Origin of the sequence: Blastopirellula sediminis (assembly GCF_020966755.1) — a bacterium.
In the GTDB taxonomy this organism is placed as follows: Bacteria; Planctomycetota; Planctomycetia; order Pirellulales; family Pirellulaceae; genus Blastopirellula; species Blastopirellula sediminis.
Window position 1 is genome coordinate 2,625,438 of sequence record NZ_JAJKFT010000010.1, and the last position, 18,056, is coordinate 2,643,493.

General features: G+C 59.4%; 16 protein-coding genes. 2 read left to right on the forward strand and 14 right to left on the reverse strand.

Annotated elements, in window-relative coordinates:
- Positions 1 to 1,186 precede the first annotated feature (1,186 nt).
- The 11 genes from LOC68_RS22290 to LOC68_RS22340 form a co-directional block, all read right to left on the reverse strand.
- Complete coding sequence (locus LOC68_RS22290; protein ID WP_230222836.1) at positions 1,187 to 1,921, reverse strand: 3-keto-disaccharide hydrolase; 735 nt, start codon at positions 1,919 to 1,921, stop codon at positions 1,187 to 1,189.
- Between the two features lie 124 nt (positions 1,922 to 2,045).
- The gene (locus LOC68_RS22295; protein WP_230222838.1) at positions 2,046 to 4,565 is read right to left on the reverse strand and encodes a serine/threonine-protein kinase; all 2,520 of its coding nucleotides are present in this window, start codon (positions 4,563 to 4,565) and stop codon (positions 2,046 to 2,048) included.
- Positions 4,566 to 4,659: 94 nt separating this feature from the next.
- A complete protein-coding gene (locus LOC68_RS22300; RefSeq protein ID WP_230222840.1) occupies positions 4,660 to 5,235 on the reverse strand; it encodes an ECF-type sigma factor in 576 nt (191 codons plus the stop codon).
- 156 nt (positions 5,236 to 5,391) lie between these two features.
- Positions 5,392 to 5,988 (reverse strand): DUF4291 domain-containing protein, encoded by a 597-nt coding sequence (locus tag LOC68_RS22305; protein WP_230222842.1) that lies wholly within the window; start codon positions 5,986 to 5,988, stop codon positions 5,392 to 5,394.
- A 45-nt stretch (positions 5,989 to 6,033) separates the two neighbouring features.
- Positions 6,034 to 7,395 (reverse strand): tetratricopeptide repeat protein, encoded by a 1,362-nt coding sequence (locus tag LOC68_RS22310; RefSeq protein WP_230222844.1) that lies wholly within the window; start codon positions 7,393 to 7,395, stop codon positions 6,034 to 6,036.
- A 493-nt stretch (positions 7,396 to 7,888) separates the two neighbouring features.
- Entirely contained in the window at positions 7,889 to 8,260 is a 372-nt protein-coding gene (locus LOC68_RS22315) for a DUF488 domain-containing protein (RefSeq protein WP_230222846.1), read from the reverse strand.
- Between the two features lie 2 nt (positions 8,261 to 8,262).
- Positions 8,263 to 9,564, reverse strand: coding sequence for a hypothetical protein (locus tag LOC68_RS22320; RefSeq protein ID WP_230222848.1), 1,302 nt, complete (start codon positions 9,562 to 9,564; stop codon positions 8,263 to 8,265).
- A 2-nt stretch (positions 9,565 to 9,566) separates the two neighbouring features.
- The gene (locus tag LOC68_RS22325; protein WP_230222850.1) at positions 9,567 to 10,094 is read right to left on the reverse strand and encodes a c-type heme family protein; all 528 of its coding nucleotides are present in this window, start codon (positions 10,092 to 10,094) and stop codon (positions 9,567 to 9,569) included.
- On the reverse strand, positions 10,091 to 10,522 hold the full coding sequence (locus LOC68_RS22330; RefSeq protein ID WP_230222852.1) for an RrF2 family transcriptional regulator: 432 nt from the start codon (positions 10,520 to 10,522) through the stop codon (positions 10,091 to 10,093). Before LOC68_RS22330 ends, LOC68_RS22325 begins: the two co-directional genes overlap by 4 nt.
- Before the next feature lie 91 nt (positions 10,523 to 10,613).
- A complete protein-coding gene (locus LOC68_RS22335) occupies positions 10,614 to 12,092 on the reverse strand; it encodes a M81 family metallopeptidase (RefSeq protein ID WP_230222854.1) in 1,479 nt (492 codons plus the stop codon).
- Positions 12,093 to 12,101: 9 nt separating this feature from the next.
- Positions 12,102 to 12,491: a RidA family protein gene (locus LOC68_RS22340; RefSeq protein ID WP_230222856.1), complete on the reverse strand. Its 390-nt coding sequence runs from the start codon at positions 12,489 to 12,491 to the stop codon at positions 12,102 to 12,104.
- 121 nt (positions 12,492 to 12,612) lie between these two features.
- On the opposite strand from LOC68_RS22340, the gene LOC68_RS22345 reads away from it, so the two are divergent.
- Positions 12,613 to 13,914, forward strand: a complete 1,302-nt coding sequence (locus tag LOC68_RS22345) for an aspartate aminotransferase family protein (RefSeq protein ID WP_230222858.1) — start codon at positions 12,613 to 12,615, stop codon at positions 13,912 to 13,914.
- Entirely contained in the window at positions 13,905 to 14,756 is an 852-nt protein-coding gene (locus tag LOC68_RS22350) for a fumarylacetoacetate hydrolase family protein (RefSeq protein ID WP_230222860.1), read from the forward strand. Before LOC68_RS22345 ends, LOC68_RS22350 begins: the two co-directional genes overlap by 10 nt.
- Positions 14,757 to 14,827: 71 nt before the next feature.
- On the opposite strand, the gene LOC68_RS22355 is transcribed toward LOC68_RS22350, so the two are convergent.
- From LOC68_RS22355 to LOC68_RS22365, 3 genes are read right to left on the reverse strand one after another with little or no spacing between them, the layout of a single operon-like run.
- A complete protein-coding gene (locus LOC68_RS22355; RefSeq protein ID WP_230222862.1) occupies positions 14,828 to 16,039 on the reverse strand; it encodes an SGNH/GDSL hydrolase family protein in 1,212 nt (403 codons plus the stop codon).
- Between the two features lie 52 nt (positions 16,040 to 16,091).
- Complete coding sequence (locus LOC68_RS22360; RefSeq protein WP_230222864.1) at positions 16,092 to 16,952, reverse strand: HEAT repeat domain-containing protein; 861 nt, start codon at positions 16,950 to 16,952, stop codon at positions 16,092 to 16,094.
- Between the two features lie 28 nt (positions 16,953 to 16,980).
- On the reverse strand, positions 16,981 to 18,042 hold the full coding sequence (locus LOC68_RS22365; RefSeq protein ID WP_230222866.1) for a pyridoxal-phosphate dependent enzyme: 1,062 nt from the start codon (positions 18,040 to 18,042) through the stop codon (positions 16,981 to 16,983).
- Positions 18,043 to 18,056: the final 14 nt, after the last annotated feature.

Genomic DNA, 18,056 nt, shown 5'->3' on the forward strand with positions numbered 1-18,056 from the left:
TCTCCTAATTGCTCATCGTTGATGGAAAGTCCTTCTCTTCGGAGTAAGGCGTTCCGCCGAGCTCCGCCCCTGACCAGTGGTTGAATTCTCTCTTGACCTGCGGGTTGAGATTGTAGTATAAATTTGTACAGGCGTTGAGCCCTCCCTTCGTTCTCGAAACCGTCGAGAAATCAGCAGGTACGCGCTCGCGAAAACGGAATTGGCGATCCCAATTGTCGTTGGATGCGAGGTCGGCGTTTGATGGGTTCCGCCCAGTCTGACGGATGAATAACGTCGAAATGACGCCAGCGTTCTAGCGCTAGGATGTGCCGGAGTCTGCCCGTTCGCCGTTTGCGAAACTTGCATGGAAATGCGACTGGCGCCGCCGATCGCTTTCGATGCGAGCGCGTCGCGCCGTTCTTGTGTGGGATCCAGAGCGGCTAAAACGGGCCCAGAAAAAAAATTACGCAGTCCAGTCCACTCCGACGCGAAAAAAAATTGCGCTGCGGTCCAGTCCACTGCGGAGCCAAAAGAATGCGGCTTGAAGTCCACTCCGCGCCGAAGTGAAAAAAGTTTTGCAGTCCAGTCCACTCCTCAGCCCCAACGGGGCGACGCTAACCTAGCCCAGGGCGACAGCCCTGGGAAAATCGGGCGCAATTGAGCGTTGACGTTGGACTTAGCAATTTCCGGTTTAGATCGCCCCATTGGGGCTTGCGATGGATCGGCAGACTTGACCCGGGGCTGCGTCGCCTGGCGGCGACTTACCCCGGGCTATATTAGCACCGCCCCGTTGGGGCTGAAGAGAGAATTGAACTGCTAATGGTCCAGTCCACTCCGGCTTAAAAAAAAATGCGCTGCAGTCCAGTCCACTGCGGAGCCCAAAAAAATGCGGTTTGAAGTCGACTCCGCGCCGAAGCGAAAAAAAGTTTCGTGGTCCAGTCCACTCCTCAGCCCGAACGGGGCGGCGCTAAAGCAGCCCAGGGTGGAATCGCCGCAGGCGATGCAGCCCTGGGATTGCGCATCGCCAAAAAACGTTGACGTTGAATTCGGCCGAATCGGTGTTTGGCAATTCGTTGCGCTGGTGATCCTGTCGAAGGGAGATGGGCGCCGCATTCCCTTGCTTGCTCTGCGGGCTAGTTAAGAGAGGGCGCAAAAAAAGGGTGCGACTGATCGCACCCTTGGAGATTCGCTTGTCCTCGTGTCCGCTTTACGGCAGTTCGCGGATGCGGATGTTGCGGAATTCGATCGGGCTTCCTTCCGATTCAAGGCAAAGGTAGCCCGTCGCCGGTACCGCGTTGTTGCCGCCGGAGACTTCTTCGCCGTTGACCCACAAGCGGACTTCGCCGTTGATCGCGCGGACGTAGTAGTGATTCCACTCGCCAACTCCTTTGCTCAGCTCCTTAGAAGGAAAGCTGCGCGAGCCGTTGGGCGACAGAGGAGGGAAGGGGGTCAGCTTCGACTTGCCGACCGGGAAGATGTCGCCGTTGGTGCTGAACCAATCTCCTTCTTTGCCGGTCGATTTTTTGTAGGAGTCTTTGTAGCCGTGATCGAGAATCTGCACTTCGATGCCGCCGGCCGGCAGGCCCGGTTTGGTCAGCTTTTCGACTTCGGCCGGAATGGTCCAGACGAAGCAGCCGGAGTTGCCCCCCGATTTCAGATGCTTCCACTGCAGCACCAACTCGAAGTTGGTGAACTCCTTCTTGGAACGCATCACGCCGACCGGTTTGCCGGTGCACTGGATGCCGCCGTCTTTGAAGGTCCAAGTATCTTCAAAGCAGTTGACGTTCTGGAAGTCTTCTTCGCCGAGCGAACGCCAGCCGTCGCCGGTCCCGTCGATGAACGCTTTCGGCAGCGAACCGGAAGCGGGCTCTTCGGCAATCGCCAGGCCCAAGGAGAGAAGCGAAACAGCGAACGCGGCGGTGATTTTGGAGGTGATGTTCATGCCGACAGATTAGGCCGGTTCGGCGCCGTTTGCAAGCAAATGCAACGTTTTGCCGAAGAGCGCAAAGGAATGACCATTCGATTAGGTCATTCCTCAACAGGGAGGGAGGATCGAAGCTACGTCGCTACTCCTTCGCTTCGAGCAGCTTCCACTGAATCTTGCAGTCGGGTAGTGCGGTTTTCAGTTGTTCATAGCCTGCTTGCGAGATCCCCGATCCTTCGAGATTCAACTCGGTCAGCTGTTTCAGTTGCGACAAGAAGGGAATCGTCGCATCGGTGATTTCAGGAAAACGAAACTCCAACTTGCGCAAGTTGCGAGCGACGGCGAACGGTTCCAAGTCGGTGGGAAGCAGCTCTTGCGGAGCGTCAATTGAAACTTCGCAAAGTTGCATGTTTGGGTTGTCTGGCGTCTCGCCGTGATGATAGGTCTTGTCGAGCGTGCGAATGGTCGAACCCTTCCACGACAGAGCGTAGCTGCCGAGCTGGAAATCATTCCAGGTCGCCTGCGACTTGTATTCGCCGGTCGGCACGTCGGGGAAACCTTCCCACAGGACCGTCCCATCGGGCGCGGTGACTTTCAGATTGCGCCAACGCGTGACCGTGTTGTGCGAACCGAGGCCGATCATGCCGCGCGGATGCGAATCGTCATGACGATCGAACATCATTTTTCCATCGACGAAGCAGCGAATATGGTCGCCGCGAACTTCCACCTTTTGCGTGTACCACCGCCGGAATTCATGCTCGATTCCATACGGCATACCAATTCGAATCCATTCTCCTCGGACCCGTTTAGTGACGTCCATGATGGTGCCGCCATAGCTGCCGGTGATCAGCACGCAATTATCGCGATCGGAAAGGGCTCGAAAGAAAAGGGCGCTCCCTTCCGACTTGGGACCAGCGTACAAGCTCCTCGCTTCGACGGTGACGTCATAGTCGGTCCAGTTGGGCGAACCGAACAGCATGACCGCTTTGCCTGGCTTCTTTTGGACCAGTTCATCTCCCTCCATGACCCAATCGCCGATCCCTCCCGCTTCGCCGGCGAAATGCGGTTTTCGGCTTACCGGGGCGCCCGCGTCAAACGCTGGCATGGGTTCCAACAAATGCTGGGCCGGCGGAACGCTCAGCGGGCCTTCCTGCGTGACGCGAACCGTCTGGCGGCCATTCTGGGTGATGGTGATCAGCTCTTGGCCGACCGGTCGGCCATCCTTGGTCGCTTGCAACTGGTACTTGCCGGGCCGCAGGCGAATCTCCTGCACGCCGGGCGTAGAGATTACCAGGTCTTTGCCGTCGATTCGCACCGCAACGCCAGGATCGTCGATTTCAACGACCAACGTTCCGGTCTTCGTGAAGAGACGCACGACCGTTTGCGACAAGCTGGTCGTTCCGGACGCTTCGCTCCAGCCGACGCCGATCACGGCGACCAGAAAAATCGCGACCGCCGCGGCCAGTGGCCATCGATTACTGGTGCGGCGATCGCGTCTTCCTGTTTCGGCAAGCGTAACCTTGTTTTCATTTCGGGATTGGAGGAGATGTCCATCTTGCGCGTAGCGACGTTCAAAGTCGGCCAGCTGCTTTGCGACTTCGGCCGCCGTTTGATAGCGATCGCTCGGATCCTTCGCGTGCAACATCGCGATCAACTCCGTCAGCGGAGCCGGGACGTCCGGAATGATTTCGGCGATCGTGCGCGGCTCGTCCTCGATCACCCGTTTCAAGACGGCGATCGTCGTCGCAGCGCGGAAGGGAGGTCGGCCGCTGCACATCAAATAGAGAACGCCGCCGAGACTGAACAGATCGCTACGCGGATCGACAGCCTCGCCGCGAGCTTGCTCCGGCGACATGTACAACGGAGTGCCGGCAATCACGCCGCTTTGCGTAATGCTGGCGTCGTCCGCCGTTCGCGCCAAACCGAAATCGCTGATCTTGATCCGCTGCGAGCTGGAGTCGAGCAAGATGTTGCACGGCTTGATGTCGCGATGAACGAGTCCCGTGGAATGGGCGACGGCGAGACCTTCCGCAATCTGGCGGCCGATCTGCAACGTTTCGGCCACGTCGAGCGGTCCGGTTTCATCGACGCGGTCTTGCAACGTTCCGCCATCGAGATACTCCATGACCAGGAAAGGAATCGGCTCATCCTCCACCGAGTAGATGCTGACGATATTCTCGTGGTGCAGACTCGCCGCCGCTCTCGCTTCGCGCAGAAAACGTTTGCGAGCCGGCGACGTCGTCGCCAACTCAGGCGCGATCACTTTAATCGCGACGACGCGGTGCAGTTTGTTATCGAACGCTTTCAACACAATCCCGCAGCCCCCTCGTCCCAAGACTTGCAGCGCTTCGTAATGCCCGAGCAAACCGAGCGAATTGGGAGAAGCGGAAGGCTGCAAGAACGACAAGTTGATTTCGGCCGGAGAATCGCCAGGCTCACATCGCGTTGGCGAACTGCAATCGATCGAATCGTCGGCGGCGGGAGCGAATTGACGCATCGCGGGCACCTTCAGGAAGTCGCCCGATCGCTCGTCGGCTTCCAGCAGAGATTCCACTTGTCGCCGCAGCGCAACGTCGTCGCCGCAAGCTTCGTCGAGATATTCCGCTCGCTGATCGGGGTCGGTCAGTTCGAGAGCTTGGCAAAAGATCGATTGTTCGTTCATGGGAAAACGACCGTCGCGGGGGTTTCGCAATGTGAGGTAAGACTGGCCTGGAGTAATGTGCGCAAACCAGGACGCGACGCGGCCAAAAAACTTTTTAAGCGTCTGAGTTCGCCTCGCCCTGCTCCAATTCACGGCGTAACCAGGCCCTGGCGTACGCCCAGCGGCGACGCGTTGTGCGGGGGGAAATTTCCAAGACTTTCGCCGCTTCAGAAATCGTAAGTCCGCCGAAGTAAAGGAGTTGTACGACGTCAGCGGCGAGCGAGTCGATTTGCTTCAAGCGATCGAGCGCTTCGTCGAGGGCAAGCAAGTCTTCACGCGGCTCCGGCAATGCGGCTGCGACGACATCCAAATCGTGCCGGGCGAGATCGCCTCCCCGCTTTTGGCTTTGTTTGCGACGCGCGTGATCAATCAAGATCCGGCGAATCGCGATGGCCGCCGCCGAGAAGAAGTGGCCGCGGCTGTTCCAGGTCGGCGACTCGTCGTCGCCCAAGAGACGCAAATAGGCCTCGTGTACCAAGGCGGTCGGTTGCAGCGTGTGCCCTGGCTTTTCCCGAGCTAGGTGGGTCGACGCGAGCGCTCGCAATTCGTCATAGACAAGCGGAAACAAGCGATCGGCGGCGTTTGGATCGCCTGAGTGCACGGCTTGCGCGGCTTCGAGAAACTTACTCATTTTGCGTGGGGCGTTAAGCGGCGAATCGTACGCGCGAACCGAGCCGTGCGAAAAACGCGCAAGCCAGGTTCGCGTCGTACTATTCTAAGCGCCGAGACGATCTCGTTCGACGAGATTGTCTCACAAAATGTTGGTTTCGAAATTGGAGACTCGATTTCACGATTCGATCCCCAGCCGCGCAGCGGTCGCTTCCTCCACCTTGTAGATCGACTCGCGCGGCAACAATCGCTTCGCTTTGTCGTAGTCGCCAGCTTGGCGGAACTGACGAAGCTTGGCGGTCAGCGGCGTGAGGTCGACGATTTCGCGAGTCCACTTTTCCGCGTACTCGGTGATCAGATGACGTCCGACGCCAACCTGGATCGAGCGGTACTCGAGCTTCTTGCCGCGAAGCGATCGTTCAGGGTCCCATTGGACATGGACGATCGCATCAGCGAACTGCGAGCGCCACTCGTCTTGCGAACGATGGACGCCGCTGTGATAGGAAGTGAGGACCGCTTGCCGCAGCGCTGCGTCCCAGCCGCTTCGCAAGATGCGCACGGCGAGGATCCGCGTTTGATTCGGCTTGGCGCCCCAACCGCTCCGCTCCATCAGCCACAAGTAAGAAGGCTTGATCCAGGTCATCCGCTGAAAGGAGAACGGAGCGACAAACTGGCCGGCCGAAAGCGCAGCATCGGCGATGGCGTCGTTGTACGCCTGATAGACGACGATCGTCTCGCGATCGAAGTCGGCGCGGATTTCACGAAAGTTGGACATGGCCAACAGGGAGGGACGATGCGTACGATAGGTTCGCGCTTCGATTCACTTACCGGGCCAAAGTTCAACTCGCCCCGTCGGGCCAGGTTCGGCGATGCACGAGAAAACTCGCTCGCCGTAGATCAATTGCCCCTTGGGCAAGAATGGACGATGGAGCCACAGGTCGACGTACCAGACGAGCGGGCCGCCGGTCAGCTCGCGCGGCAAGGGGCGACGCCGATTGAGCGAACCCATCTCGTGCGAGACCATAATCGCGACTTCGTTTTCCGCGGGGTTGGTAGAGACGGTTCCTTTGAGGTTGCCGACGCGAACCGCCAGGTCGGAGAGAGCCTGAGGGTTTTCGCAGTACGGCTTTTCAAACGAGAGGACCCCAAAGGCGAACCGGCCGGTGTCGCCAGGGAGGTAGAGATCTTGGTTGGCCATAACGATCGCCAGCGGGAGTTGCGTTCCCTTTTTCGCGATCTCCGTGACGCGGCGGCGGAAGAGTTGGTCGATCTGGTGCATCTCACGGCGAACTTGGTCGTTCTGTCCGAGCGCCTTGTAGGCGAGCAACCGATTGCAGTAGTTGGGGATCCAGTCGGGATCGATCTCGATCGCCCGCGAGTAGTCCCGAATCGCTTCCTCATAATGTTTCGCGTCAAAGTAGAGGTCGGCCCGGTGCTCAAAAACGTCGGCGCTGTGGTCTCCCAGACGCAGCGCGGCGCTGAAGTCGTCGAACGCCTCTCGGTTTCGCTCGAGCAAACGATAAGCGAGACCGCGAAAGGTGTAAGCGCGAGCGAATTGCGGAAACTGCGCGATCGCCAGGTTCAGATCGGGGAGCGCCAAGTCAGGCCGCTCGAGATGATCGAGCGTCGCGCCCCGATAGAAGCGATAGGTTCCGTTATCGGGCGCCGCTTCGACCGCCTGGTTGAGATAGCTGTACGCTTCGGAGTAGTAACCCATTTCAAAGTAGTACTGCCCCATCCGGTAAAGGTTGTCAGGCTCCAGCGGATTGAGGAAATAGGCGCGTTCAAAGTCGGCTTTCGCCGCCGGCATATCGCCAAGTTCGATATAGACCGAGCCGCGGTTGGCGAACGACGCGTCCAAGTTGGGGTCAAGCTGGATCGCGGCGTTGTGATCGGCCAGCGCTTGATGGTAGTCCCCTAGCTTTTCGTACGACGTGCCGCGGCCGGTCCAGGCCAACGGATCGCGCGGCGCTAGTTGAATGGCGCGGGAATAGGCCTGAACCGATTGTTGGTACTCTTCGCAGAGATAGTGAAGCGTACCGAGTTGCGTCCAGGCGTCGGCGTAGTTGGGGTCTTTGGCCAGCGCCTGCTGAATCAGGTGCTGCGCTTCGGGGTATTTGCCCGCGGCGGTTTCGTCGACGGCCAGCTCAAAGAGGTGAACGGCGGCTGCGTTGGTAGACATTCGCCTGGATGACCGGAGCGTGGATGGGAAGACACGAGGAGCGTGGTCCTATTGTATCGATCCACGAGCGCGAATGAATCAAAGATTCTTGGGGATGGTTCGCATGCGAGCGAAGCGGTCGTCGTTGGCGGCTCGATAAGGTGGGATGGTCGAGCTCAGGTTTCCAGGCAAGCGGCCCGGCGATGGCGTGTGGTTTGTCGGTGGCGATTTAGCCGAAGCGGCGGGCGAAGCGAAGCGAACGCCATTTGGCGTACCAGGTTCGTTTGGCTCGGTCGCAGGAAAATCGTCGTTTTCGTGATCCGTCTGGCATTGTTCTGTCCTCCGCAAATAGGATTGTCTCTCCCTTTGCTAAGCGGAAAACGAATTGCGTTCCGACGAAAAAAATCGACAGATTTTGGGCTTCCTCATCAGGGCGTTTCGAAATCGAACAGGTATATTTCGACTCGACGATGCGAAAATAGCGGGAGGACGTATTATGCGGACCAGCGTCGTCCTAGGCGGAGTCGTCTGCCGCTCGCTCCAAGTAGGCCTGCAAGATGGCGATATGGCTGTGAGACAAGTCCTTCACGGCGGTAAGCAGCGTGACGGTTCGATCGCCATACTCCGAGAGAAACTGTCGGACCTGATCGGAATGATCGTTAAGTTCGGCGGTGTATTTTGCGACGAACTGGTCGTAACGCTCAGGATCTTCGTGCAGCCATTTGCGGAGATCGTGAGACGGGGTCAGCTCTTTCGCCCAAAGATCAACTTGGGCGTCCGCTTTCGCGACGCCCCGCGGCCAGAGACGATCGGCCAGAACCCGCAGGCCGTCTCCCTTGGCAGGCTCATCGTAAATCCGTTTCGTTCGCAGGCGGAAGGTCGCCATCGTTACGACTTCGTATTCCAGAGATCGGGCTTCGTCTCCGTCAGGATCTCGCGAATATTTTCACGATCCTCCGGCGTTAGATGCGGATAGTCGGGATCGCCGTTTTCGAGGATTTCCTGCAAGCGGCGAGCGATGTAGCTTTTGGCGGGCGGCGGCAGTTGGTCGAACTGTTCGGAATAGATCAGGTAGCTGCAAGGATAGCGAAACAGCCGCGTTTGCAGATCGAGGTCACGCAAGGATCGCTGCTGAGAGTCCTTCGGCCCGGCCGCGGCGAACTCGCGGGCGAACTGGGAGGTTCCCTCCACCTTCGACTCCAGCGGGAATTCCTCAGCGAACAACATATACTGCAGCAGCTTGTCGCAGGCATTGGCGATCCGCCGCTTCGTCGTGTCGCTGACGTAATCCTCGGATCGCTCCAGCGCCTTGTTCATCACCGCATCATGATGCTGCGCCATCCGCGTTTCAAAATTAACGAGCGTCAGAAAGTTTTGCATCTGGGTTTGATGTTCGAGCACCATCAGCGCGACGATGTCGCTATGCGGCGTCAGGTAGCGAGCGATGTCGAGCCGCTCCGTGAGATCGGTGACGTTGGCGCCGGCTTCGCGATCGATCTTCTCGGGGAAGTCGCGATCCTTGGAAATGACGTTCCCCATGTGCCGCATCGCGCCATGCGTGCCGGTTACGTACCAACCTCCCCAGCGATCCTGGAACTGACTGCTGTGATCGGTGGTGAAGGTGCCAGAGCCATAATGCGGCTGACCGGCCGCGTTGACGAACGCGGAACGGACCAAACCGCCGGGGACGTTTTGCGTGCGGCTCGAAGCATGGCACGAAAGGCATTGTCCTCGATCCTGGATAAACTTGGGCGAACCATCGGTGTCTTGCGACAGAGTGTAGAAGATGGCGCCTTGCTCTGGGTCGGTCGTCATCACTTCGAGGACGTCGCCCCCTTGGACCCAGCCGATGTACGACTTGTCGTTGAAGTAGAGGGCACGAGGCCGGCGCGGGGTAATACGGGAAAGCTGAAAGCTAGTCTTGGAGTAAACCAGCACTTGCGACTCGGGCGAGATGTTCAGCTTCTCAAGGACCGAGTTGAGGTAGCCATGATCTTCGTCATAGTCCAGCTTGGTCTTCCCGGCGTCGAGCTCTTTTTGCAGCTGTGCGACTGGGTCGTGCTGGAGGTCTTGGCCGTAGTTGATCGGCTCGTTTTCAAACGTCAGCTGGGCGTGACTTTCAGTCGTCAGCAGTAGAACGATCGCGACGACGGCGGACCAGCGAACGATGCGCAGCGGAAGGGACTTCATGATTACTTCTCCTCAGCGATCGGCATCGAAATGACGAGCCCGGCGATGCGGCTCTCGGTGCTCTTGCGATTGGGGACATGGCACTTCAAGCAGCGGGAGGCGAGCCGAATCGCTCCGGCATATTGGTAGCGACCATTGTCGACGGAGTCATGTTCCGGCTTTCCTTCGGCAAGCTCTTTCGCAGCGAGCTTTTCAAAAGGACTTTTCGGCTCGTTGTCGATGTTCATCGCGTTCGTATTGACCGAAATCCAACGGATTTTGACATGATGGCTGCGCTCCAGCTCGGCGAAGACGTCTTCCAGCGATCGAGACGGAATCGCATGCGACTCTTCTTCGTCAAAGAAGTCGCGATGCATTACTTGAAGCGTGCCATGCAGCGTCTCATGCAAGAGTCGCGCTCGACTGCGGGCTTCTTCGATTCGAACCGGCGGAGCAGGGGAGGCTTGCTCGGAACTCTCGTCGGCGATCGTAGCCGCGGCGAGACCGGCGATCGACAGGAGCAGAGCGAGAACAATGGGGGCTCGATTCATCGTCGTGCTCCGAAAGCGACAAGTTGACGAGCGCCAGGAACGACGTCGGCCAGGGTGACGCCGTCGAGATAACTGCGCTGCACCCGTTCCGCTTCGGCCAGCACTCCTTTGAGTTTGCAGAATGATTGAATGGCGCAGACCTCTTCGTCGGTATCGATACAGTCAAGCAGGTGCATGCTTCCCTCAAACCGCTCGATGATTTCGCCAATCGAAATCGTCTCCGGCTTGCGGGCCAGTTCGATGCCGCCGCCGACACCGCGGACGCTCCGAACGTAACCATACTTGGCGAGCAAATTGACCACCTTCGCCACGTGGTGGACCGAAATGTCGAACAACTGCGCCACGTCGGCGACGTTGGCGCGCTCGCCGCGCCTGGCGAGAAACATCAGCGTTCGCAGGGCGTAATCGGTTTGCGTCGTCAGTTTCATCGGCCCAAACGCCTAAAGGTGTAAAAGCGGTGCATCTTTTACAGGAATAGCCGATCGCCGCGACGAAGTCAAGTTGGGCGGCACATCGGAACTAGCGCCAAACGGCATCCCGTTCGAACGGATACATCCCGCTGCGGCGATGCGCATATTGCAGTCGCGAGAGATTCGCGGTCGTCACCCCCGGCGTATCGACCCGGAAGAATTGGGGGCAAACGGCGGCGTAGGCGGCCAGCGGCGCGTTGACCCCTTTGGCGACGATGATCTGAAAATCGGTCGGCGCCAGGTTGCAATAGGTCAATTGTCGCAGCGACCAGGGCGCGGTTCGCTCGGACGTGAGTTGGAGCGTGAGCCCGCTCTTGGTTCGCACGATCGCGGTTGGTCCCATGTCGTATTCCGTCTTCCCGCCATGCCGCGGCTTTTCTTCGGCGAACCGACCTTCGTGGAGCGAAATGACCTGGCATGTGACTCGTAACGGATCGCCATGCAAGCGATCGAGCTTGGCGCCGATTTCGAGTGCAACCGTCTGGCCGACGCCTGCCGCTGTCGCCGCAGCGACCGCTTCCGGATCGCAGATCGCGACGAAGGCTCGCTCAACGTTGCGATCGACCAGCGCTTGAGCGATCGTCGTTCCATCCGCCGGCGAACCGGCGCCGACGTTGTCTCCCATGTCGAGCAGGCAGACCGGACCTTCACAGGCCAGCGCCTTATCGATCGCCTCATGAACGCTCAAGAACGTACCGAGCGTCCTCTCGCGATCGTCCCACATCTTGTGCGCTAACTCGTCGGCCGTACTGGCGGCCAGCGCCGCGTCTCCGTCGGCGATGCAGAGCATGGCCGTACCCATCTCGGCGACGTCGGAATAAGGAAAGCCGTAGAAGAGGCTCGCGCCGAGAATACCGGGTCGCTGGCGCACTTCCTCGACCCACGCTGCATATTCGCGGCAAGGTTGCTCTTCCGAGCATTGCCGTTCGATATTGATCGCCAGCGGCGGAAAGGAGGCCGCTTGTCGCGGACGAACTTCCCCTCGTAACGTGCGAGCCATCAGCAGTGCCGCTTCTCGTCCCCGGTCGGCCTGATCGACATGCGGGTTCGTGCGGTAAGCGAAGAGTGCGTCAGTCGCTTTGACCATCTGCGGCGAAAGGTTGGCATGGGGATCGAGCGTGCCGATGATCGGCTTGTCGGGGCCGAACGCTTCGCGCACCGCTTGCATCCAGTAACCGTCGGCGTCGGGATGATTTTCGGCGACCGTCGCGCCATGCGGTGCGATCAACAAACCGTCGAGCGGCTGATGATGTTCCAAGTGATCGAGCATGCACTCGACCAGTTCATCGAACGTATCAGCCGTAATCACTCCGCTCGGCAAGGCGCGCGCTGCGAAGACGCCGACCGGTTCGATGCCGGCGTCGCGCAGGCCGGTAATGAAGCCGCCGATTTCGTGATGGGCCGTTTCAAAATGAGGCAGGATCTCGTGGCCAACCAGCAGAACGTCGCGGCGGAAGTTGTCGAGCGTCGTCGGCGCAGTGACGAACGTGTTCGATTCATGCAGCAGCGAGATGATGCCGACGCGCATTTCCAACTCCTAGGCGATCCGGGGGGCGACGGCGACCACGTCGATTTCGTACTTCAGCAGCGTACCCAAGCAGCCGATCAACGTCGTGCGGGCCGGATAGGGCTTCTGGAAGTATTCAGCGTAGATCTGATTGAACTCCTGCAGGTCCTTTTGCTCGCCGACGTAGTTCCGCGTCTGCACGACATCGTCGAGCGAAAGTCCCGCCGCGGCCAGAACCTTGCGAACATTATCCAGGCTGCGGCGCATCTCGCCGGCGAACGTATCTTCGACGATCTTGCCCGTCTCGTCGACCGACGCCTGGCCTGAGACGAAGACGAATTGCCCGACCTGAATCGCGGGGCTGAACGGCAGGTGGCTGACCGGCGTGTCGGGGTTTTGGATAGCCTGAAACGGTTTCACGGAAACTCCTTGACTTCTGAAATGTGGAATAATACATTCAGAATAGTGGAATGACGGGCGAGTGTCAAAGCGTGTCATTTCCCTTTGAACTGACGATTTTCTCCGTAATTTGGAGAGCCCTATGGCTTCTATCCACACGACCTCCCGTTCCGCGGAGCTGTACGAGCGGGCGAGTCGCTCGTTGGCGACCGGCGTTTCCAGTTCGTTGCGACGGTTCGTGACGCAGCCCCCGCTCTATATCGATCATGCCGACGGCCCGCACTTCTACGATGTCGACGGCAACTGCCGAGCCGACTACACGCTTGGCTGGGGGCCGCTGATCGTCGGTTCGAATCATGCCGGCATCAACGCCGCGGTTGCGCGGCAATTGGAAAAAGGATACACCTACGGCTGTCAGCATATCGCCGAGATCGAATTGGCTGAGTTGATCGTCGATTCGGTTCCCGGCGTCGAGCAGGTGATCTTCTCGAATACCGGAACGGAAGCGATTCAGTCGGCGATCCGCATCGCACGTGCACATACCGGCCGCGATAAGATTCTGAAGTTCGAGGGGCACTACCACGGCTGGCTGAATAATGTCCTCGTTTCTTACCGGCCGAAGATCGAGGATTCGACCTTGCCCCAGGCGACCTGCGGCGGTCAGCCGGCCGGCGAGTTTTCTGAAACGCTCGTTTTGCCGTGGAACGACGTCGACGCGCTGAAGGATCTGTTTCAGCGTCGCGGACAGGAAATTGCCTGCGTGTTGACCGAGCCGGTGTTGGCCAACTCGGGAAGCTGCATGCCACGGCCTGGTTACCTGGAAACGCTGATCGAACTTTGCCGCGAATACGGCGCCGTGTCGATTTTCGACGAAGTGATCACCGGCTTTCGAATCGCACTCGGCGGCGCTCGCGAGTATTTTGGCGTCGAGCCTGACTTGTCGGTTTACGGCAAGGCGCTGGCCGGCGGCTTTACGATGTCGGCCGTCGGCGGCCGCGCGGAAATGTTTGAGGTCCTCCGCGACATGCGGACGATTCACTCGGGGACTTACAACGGCACTTCGTTTAACATCGTCGCCGCGATCGAGACGATTCGCGAGTTGCGCAAGCCGGGAACCTACGATCGCATGAACGCCCACGGTCACGCGGTCGCCGAGGCGCTGACCACAACGGCGGCCAAATATGGCCTGGACGCGGCGGTGAGCGGCGTGGGGACCGTTTTTTCGGTACACTTTGGCGTAACGCAGGCGCCGCGCGACTATCGCGAGACGACCCGCACTGATATGGAAACCTATGGTCGCTTTCGTGAGGCGATGCTCGCTAACGGCGTGCAGCTGCTGCCGGACGCTCGCTGGTATGTCGGTACGCAACATGACGACGCCGTCTTGCAGCATGTGATCAAAGCGATTGAAACGTCGATGAAGGAAACGATGCGATGCAGTTAATTCAGTTTGGGCCGCTGGGAAAAGAGAAGCCCGGGTTGCTGACCGCCGGCGGCGTGCGAAAAGATTTGAGCTCGGTCGTCGAGCGGTATGATCGCGACTTCTTCCAGGCGGGCGGATTGGCTCGCCTGGCGGAATTGGCCGGATCCCTCGATTCTTATCCTGACGTGCCGGAAGCAGTTCGTTGGGGCGCGCCGATTGCGCGACCGGGCAAAGTGATTTGCGTCGGGCTCAACTACGCCGACCACGCCAAAGAATCGGGGATGGCGATTCCGGAAGAGCCGATCATCTTTTTCAAAGGGACCAACACAGTCGTCGGTCCGTATGACGAGGTGCTGATCCCGCGGAAGAGCGAAAAGACCGACTGGGAAGTCGAACTGGGCGTGGTGATCGGCAAAGAGGCTCGCTACCTGGACAGTGCCAGCGAGGCGGCCGCGTGCATCGCTGGCTACTGCATCTCGAACGACGTTTCGGAACGTCACTTCCAACTGGAACGTGGCGGCCAATGGGTCAAAGGAAAGAGCTGCGATACGTTCAATCCGCTTGGCCCGTTTATGGCGACGACCGATGAAATTGCGGACGTGAGTGACTTGGCGATGACGCTCGAAGTGAACGGCGAGCGGATGCAGACGGGCAATACGAAGACGATGATCTTCGATCCCTGCTTTGTGATTCACTACTTGTCGCAGTTCATGACCCTGGAAGCCGGGGACCTGATCTCGACCGGCACTCCGCCGGGCGTTGGTCTGGGACTGAAGCCTCCCCGCTTCCTGAAAGCCGGGGACGTGATGACTCTGTCGATCGCCGGCTTGGGTGAGCAGCGGCAAGTCTGCAAAGACGCCTAGTTGCGGATCACAAGAAGAAATAGAAACGGGCTGCGACGCTTAATAAGTCGCAGCCCGTTTTTTGTTTCGCCTTACTTATGCTCGGCGATCCACGCGGCCACGATTTCGTCGGCCGAACGCTTGTCGCCGCTGGGACGCGAGATAAACCGCAACTCTTTCCCGGCGATGATGCGAGCCGCCAGGTCGGCATACGCCGGATGCGAGTCGATCGGCAAGACCGGAACGACGTCCCAGGCGGCTCCCTTGCTTTGCGGCAAGCTGTAATTTAGCACCCATTCGTAGTCGCGAATAAACTCTTCCTGCGAAGCTTCAATCGCTTTCGGAGGAAAGGGAGAAACGACCAGGTCCGGCTTCAGGCCGCGAACTTGCTTCGCCCACTCCGCTGCGGCGGCGATCGTTTGTTCTTCCGCCGGCCAAACGACGACGTCGAATTTCGCCTCCGGATAAAGCTTTCGAAACTGCGCCGGGATGATCGTGTCGAACGGCGGTGCGGCGACCAGTTTGACGGTCTCTCCCTTGGCGAGACGACCAAGCGTCGTTTTCAGCGTCTCGATCGGCGGAGGAGTTTTGTCGAACTTCAGTGGACGCCCGACGATGGTTGAACCGATCAGCTCGGCGAATCGAATGTGCCCGGTCATGTTTGGATGAATCTCATCGCTCATTAGGAGCGACCAGCCGACTGGATCGTCTTCGCGCAGCTGTTTCCAGCTGGTGAAGATGTCGACGACCGGCAACTGAAGCTCGGCGGCGACGGCGCGGATCGCTTCGCTGTACTTCGCGACCTTCACTTCGGGCCGAGGTTCCGTTTCCGAAACGGCGTTGGGGGTGCAAAGAACCACTTCGGCGCCAACTTCCTGGCAGCGGCGAATGATCTCCCGCAGGTTCGGCGCAAACTCTTCAAACGGCGTGCGGGCCACATCGTTCATCCCAAAGCCGATCACAACCAGGTTCGGTTCTTTCTTCAGAACGTCCCGCTCAATTCGCGCGAGGGCGTTCACGGTGGTGTGCCCACTGACGCCGGCGTTGATCATTTCGAGTTTGGCGCCCGGATACGCTTGCTGCAGCAGGAGGCCGAGCATGTCGCACCAGGCTCGTTTGCTCCCAGAGTGATAGTAGACGCCGGTGATGCTGTCGCCGAAACAAACGATCTTGGTCGGCTCACCGCTGGCCAGTCGCTGGCGCGATTTTTCCAGCTTGTCCTGGGCGAAGCTGTTCGTCGCGGCGATGAGGGTAACGGCAATCAGCAGCGCAGCGCGCAGCGAAGTGCGAAAAGGAGTGGACATGCGTCTCTTCGGCGGGAAAGGCGAATGGGTGGGAAGATGCTTCGAGCGACGCTTACGCGTTCGTTCCTAGCATAGTCAATGCTTGCGCCGCGCGAATCCGGACATCGAGGTTTTCGTCTTCCAGCAATTCGGTGAGGACCGGCAGTGCCGCGGAGATATTCGAGTGCCCGCAGAATTCGGCGGCGTAGACGCGAACCATCGGATCTTCGTGCTTCAGATCGGCTTGCAGCGCCGTTTTACCATCTGCGTCGCCAAAGCGGGCCAGCGCGGCGTGAAAGTAAACGAGGTGCTGCGGATTGGTGATCGACTTGGCACGCTCGCGCAGGGCGGCGAGATCGCTGGAATCGCCGCTGACCGCCATCGTCCAAGCGGCCAGGCGAGCCATGTTGTCATCGTCGCCGATCAGGAAGTCGTGAATGCGAAGTTTCGCTTCGCTGTCGCCATGTTGGGCCAAGGCCGCGGCCGCGAGCAGTTGCTTGATCGGCAGTGTTTCATCGGCCAAATGTTGGCGGAGGAGCTTGCCGTCCCCCATCTGGCGAATCTTGAACAGCGACTCGCAGGCATGGTTATGACCGTACGGATCGTCGCTGCCGAGCACTTCCCATAACGTGGCGACCGCCGACTCGTCGCCGGCGCGAAACAGTTCACGAGCGACGCCGCAGCGATGTTGGGCGTCTTGGACGTTCGGCAGCTTTGGTGTGAGGGCGGAGCGCACTTCTTCGCCGTAACCAGCCAGGGTCAGCGCTTCGGCGGCGTGCATCGAAGGCCAGAATTGATCGCTGGTGAGTCCATCTCGCAGGGTTTGCATGCAACGGTTCCGAGTTTCAGGAGAAAGGAGAGTCGGCGCATCGGCCCACGCAGGCGTTGCGACCAACAGCAGCGCCGCCGTCGCGAATGTTTTGATCGCTTGCATCAGTCTTGGTCCTTCGCGGTGGTGAACATTAGCTTTTTGACGTCGCTGGGAAACGCTCTTCCCATTCTTCCAACGTGACCGTTTCGCAATCGCTCGCGCCGATCATCGCATCGACCGACGCGAGGTCTTTGAAGCCAGAGCCGGTTACCAGGCAAACGACCGTCGAGTTCAGCGAAACGGTGCCGTCGGCGATCGCTTGTTTTAGCCCGGTCAGAGGAACGGCGCCGGCCGGTTCAGAGAAGATCCCTTCCAGCTGAGCCAGTTCTTTCTGCGACTCATAGATGGATGCGTCTTCTACAGAGTGACCGGTTCCGCCGCTGTCGCGACATGCGGCGATGACTGCGTCTCCGTCGATCACGGACGCGACTTGAAGGCCGCTGATCTTCGTCGTGCAGGCGACCGCTTGGGCTTGTTGCGATCCACGGCGGAGCGGTCCGGCGATCGTGTCGTTGCCGATCGGTTGCACACAGTGGATTTTCGGCGCGACGTCGAGCATGCGAACGTTGAACGCAGTCCGGAATCCGCGCGCGACCGCAAGCGTTAGGCCGCCGCCGCCGGCACAGGAGAAGACGTGATCGGCCCGTTGGTTCAGGGCGGCAAGTTGTGCGGCGATTTCGTGGCCGATCGCCTCGACGCCGCTCATGCCGACGGGACTGTATTTGTACGCGCTGACTTGCAGTTGAGCCTCTGGCTGCTGGCCAAGTTGCTGTAGCGACTCGAGGACCGCCTCGGTCACTTGCGGGTCATGGCCGAAGCCACGAATCTTTTTGATCTCGGCGCCGTAGGCCATCATCTGACGCAACTTGCCGCTTGGCGCCCCGTCGACGATGGCGATCGAACAGGCCATTCCTGCGGCGGCGGCGTAGGCGGCAAGCGCAGATCCGGTGTTGCCGCTCGACGTCGCGATCACGTGCCGTTTCCCGTTGCGTCGCATGTCAGAGATCGCCGCGGCGGCGAAGCGATCTTTGTACGAGCCGGTTGGACTGACCGTTTCTAGCTTGAAGTACAGATCGCGGAGGCCGAGCGCCGGTCCGATCTGCTGCGAGCGGACCAGCGGCGTGTTTCCCTCTCCGAGCGAAATTGGATCCATAGCGTTGCGACTCA

Coding starts and splice junctions, on each gene's coding strand:
- LOC68_RS22290 (WP_230222836.1), bottom strand. CDS start 1,921: ATGAACATCACCTCCAAAATCACCGCCGCGTTCGCTGTTTCGCTTCTC.
- LOC68_RS22295 (WP_230222838.1), bottom strand. CDS start 4,565: ATGAACGAACAATCGATCTTTTGCCAAGCTCTCGAACTGACCGACCCC.
- LOC68_RS22300 (WP_230222840.1), bottom strand. CDS start 5,235: ATGAGTAAGTTTCTCGAAGCCGCGCAAGCCGTGCACTCAGGCGATCCA.
- LOC68_RS22305 (WP_230222842.1), bottom strand. CDS start 5,988: ATGTCCAACTTTCGTGAAATCCGCGCCGACTTCGATCGCGAGACGATC.
- LOC68_RS22310 (WP_230222844.1), bottom strand. CDS start 7,395: ATGTCTACCAACGCAGCCGCCGTTCACCTCTTTGAGCTGGCCGTCGAC.
- LOC68_RS22315 (WP_230222846.1), bottom strand. CDS start 8,260: ATGGCGACCTTCCGCCTGCGAACGAAACGGATTTACGATGAGCCTGCC.
- LOC68_RS22320 (WP_230222848.1), bottom strand. CDS start 9,564: ATGAAGTCCCTTCCGCTGCGCATCGTTCGCTGGTCCGCCGTCGTCGCG.
- LOC68_RS22325 (WP_230222850.1), bottom strand. CDS start 10,094: ATGAATCGAGCCCCCATTGTTCTCGCTCTGCTCCTGTCGATCGCCGGT.
- LOC68_RS22330 (WP_230222852.1), bottom strand. CDS start 10,522: ATGAAACTGACGACGCAAACCGATTACGCCCTGCGAACGCTGATGTTT.
- LOC68_RS22335 (WP_230222854.1), bottom strand. CDS start 12,092: ATGCGCGTCGGCATCATCTCGCTGCTGCATGAATCGAACACGTTCGTC.
- LOC68_RS22345 (WP_230222858.1), top strand. CDS start 12,613: ATGGCTTCTATCCACACGACCTCCCGTTCCGCGGAGCTGTACGAGCGG.
- LOC68_RS22350 (WP_230222860.1), top strand. CDS start 13,905: ATGCAGTTAATTCAGTTTGGGCCGCTGGGAAAAGAGAAGCCCGGGTTG.
- LOC68_RS22355 (WP_230222862.1), bottom strand. CDS start 16,039: ATGTCCACTCCTTTTCGCACTTCGCTGCGCGCTGCGCTGCTGATTGCC.
- LOC68_RS22360 (WP_230222864.1), bottom strand. CDS start 16,952: ATGCAAGCGATCAAAACATTCGCGACGGCGGCGCTGCTGTTGGTCGCA.
- LOC68_RS22365 (WP_230222866.1), bottom strand. CDS start 18,042: ATGGATCCAATTTCGCTCGGAGAGGGAAACACGCCGCTGGTCCGCTCG.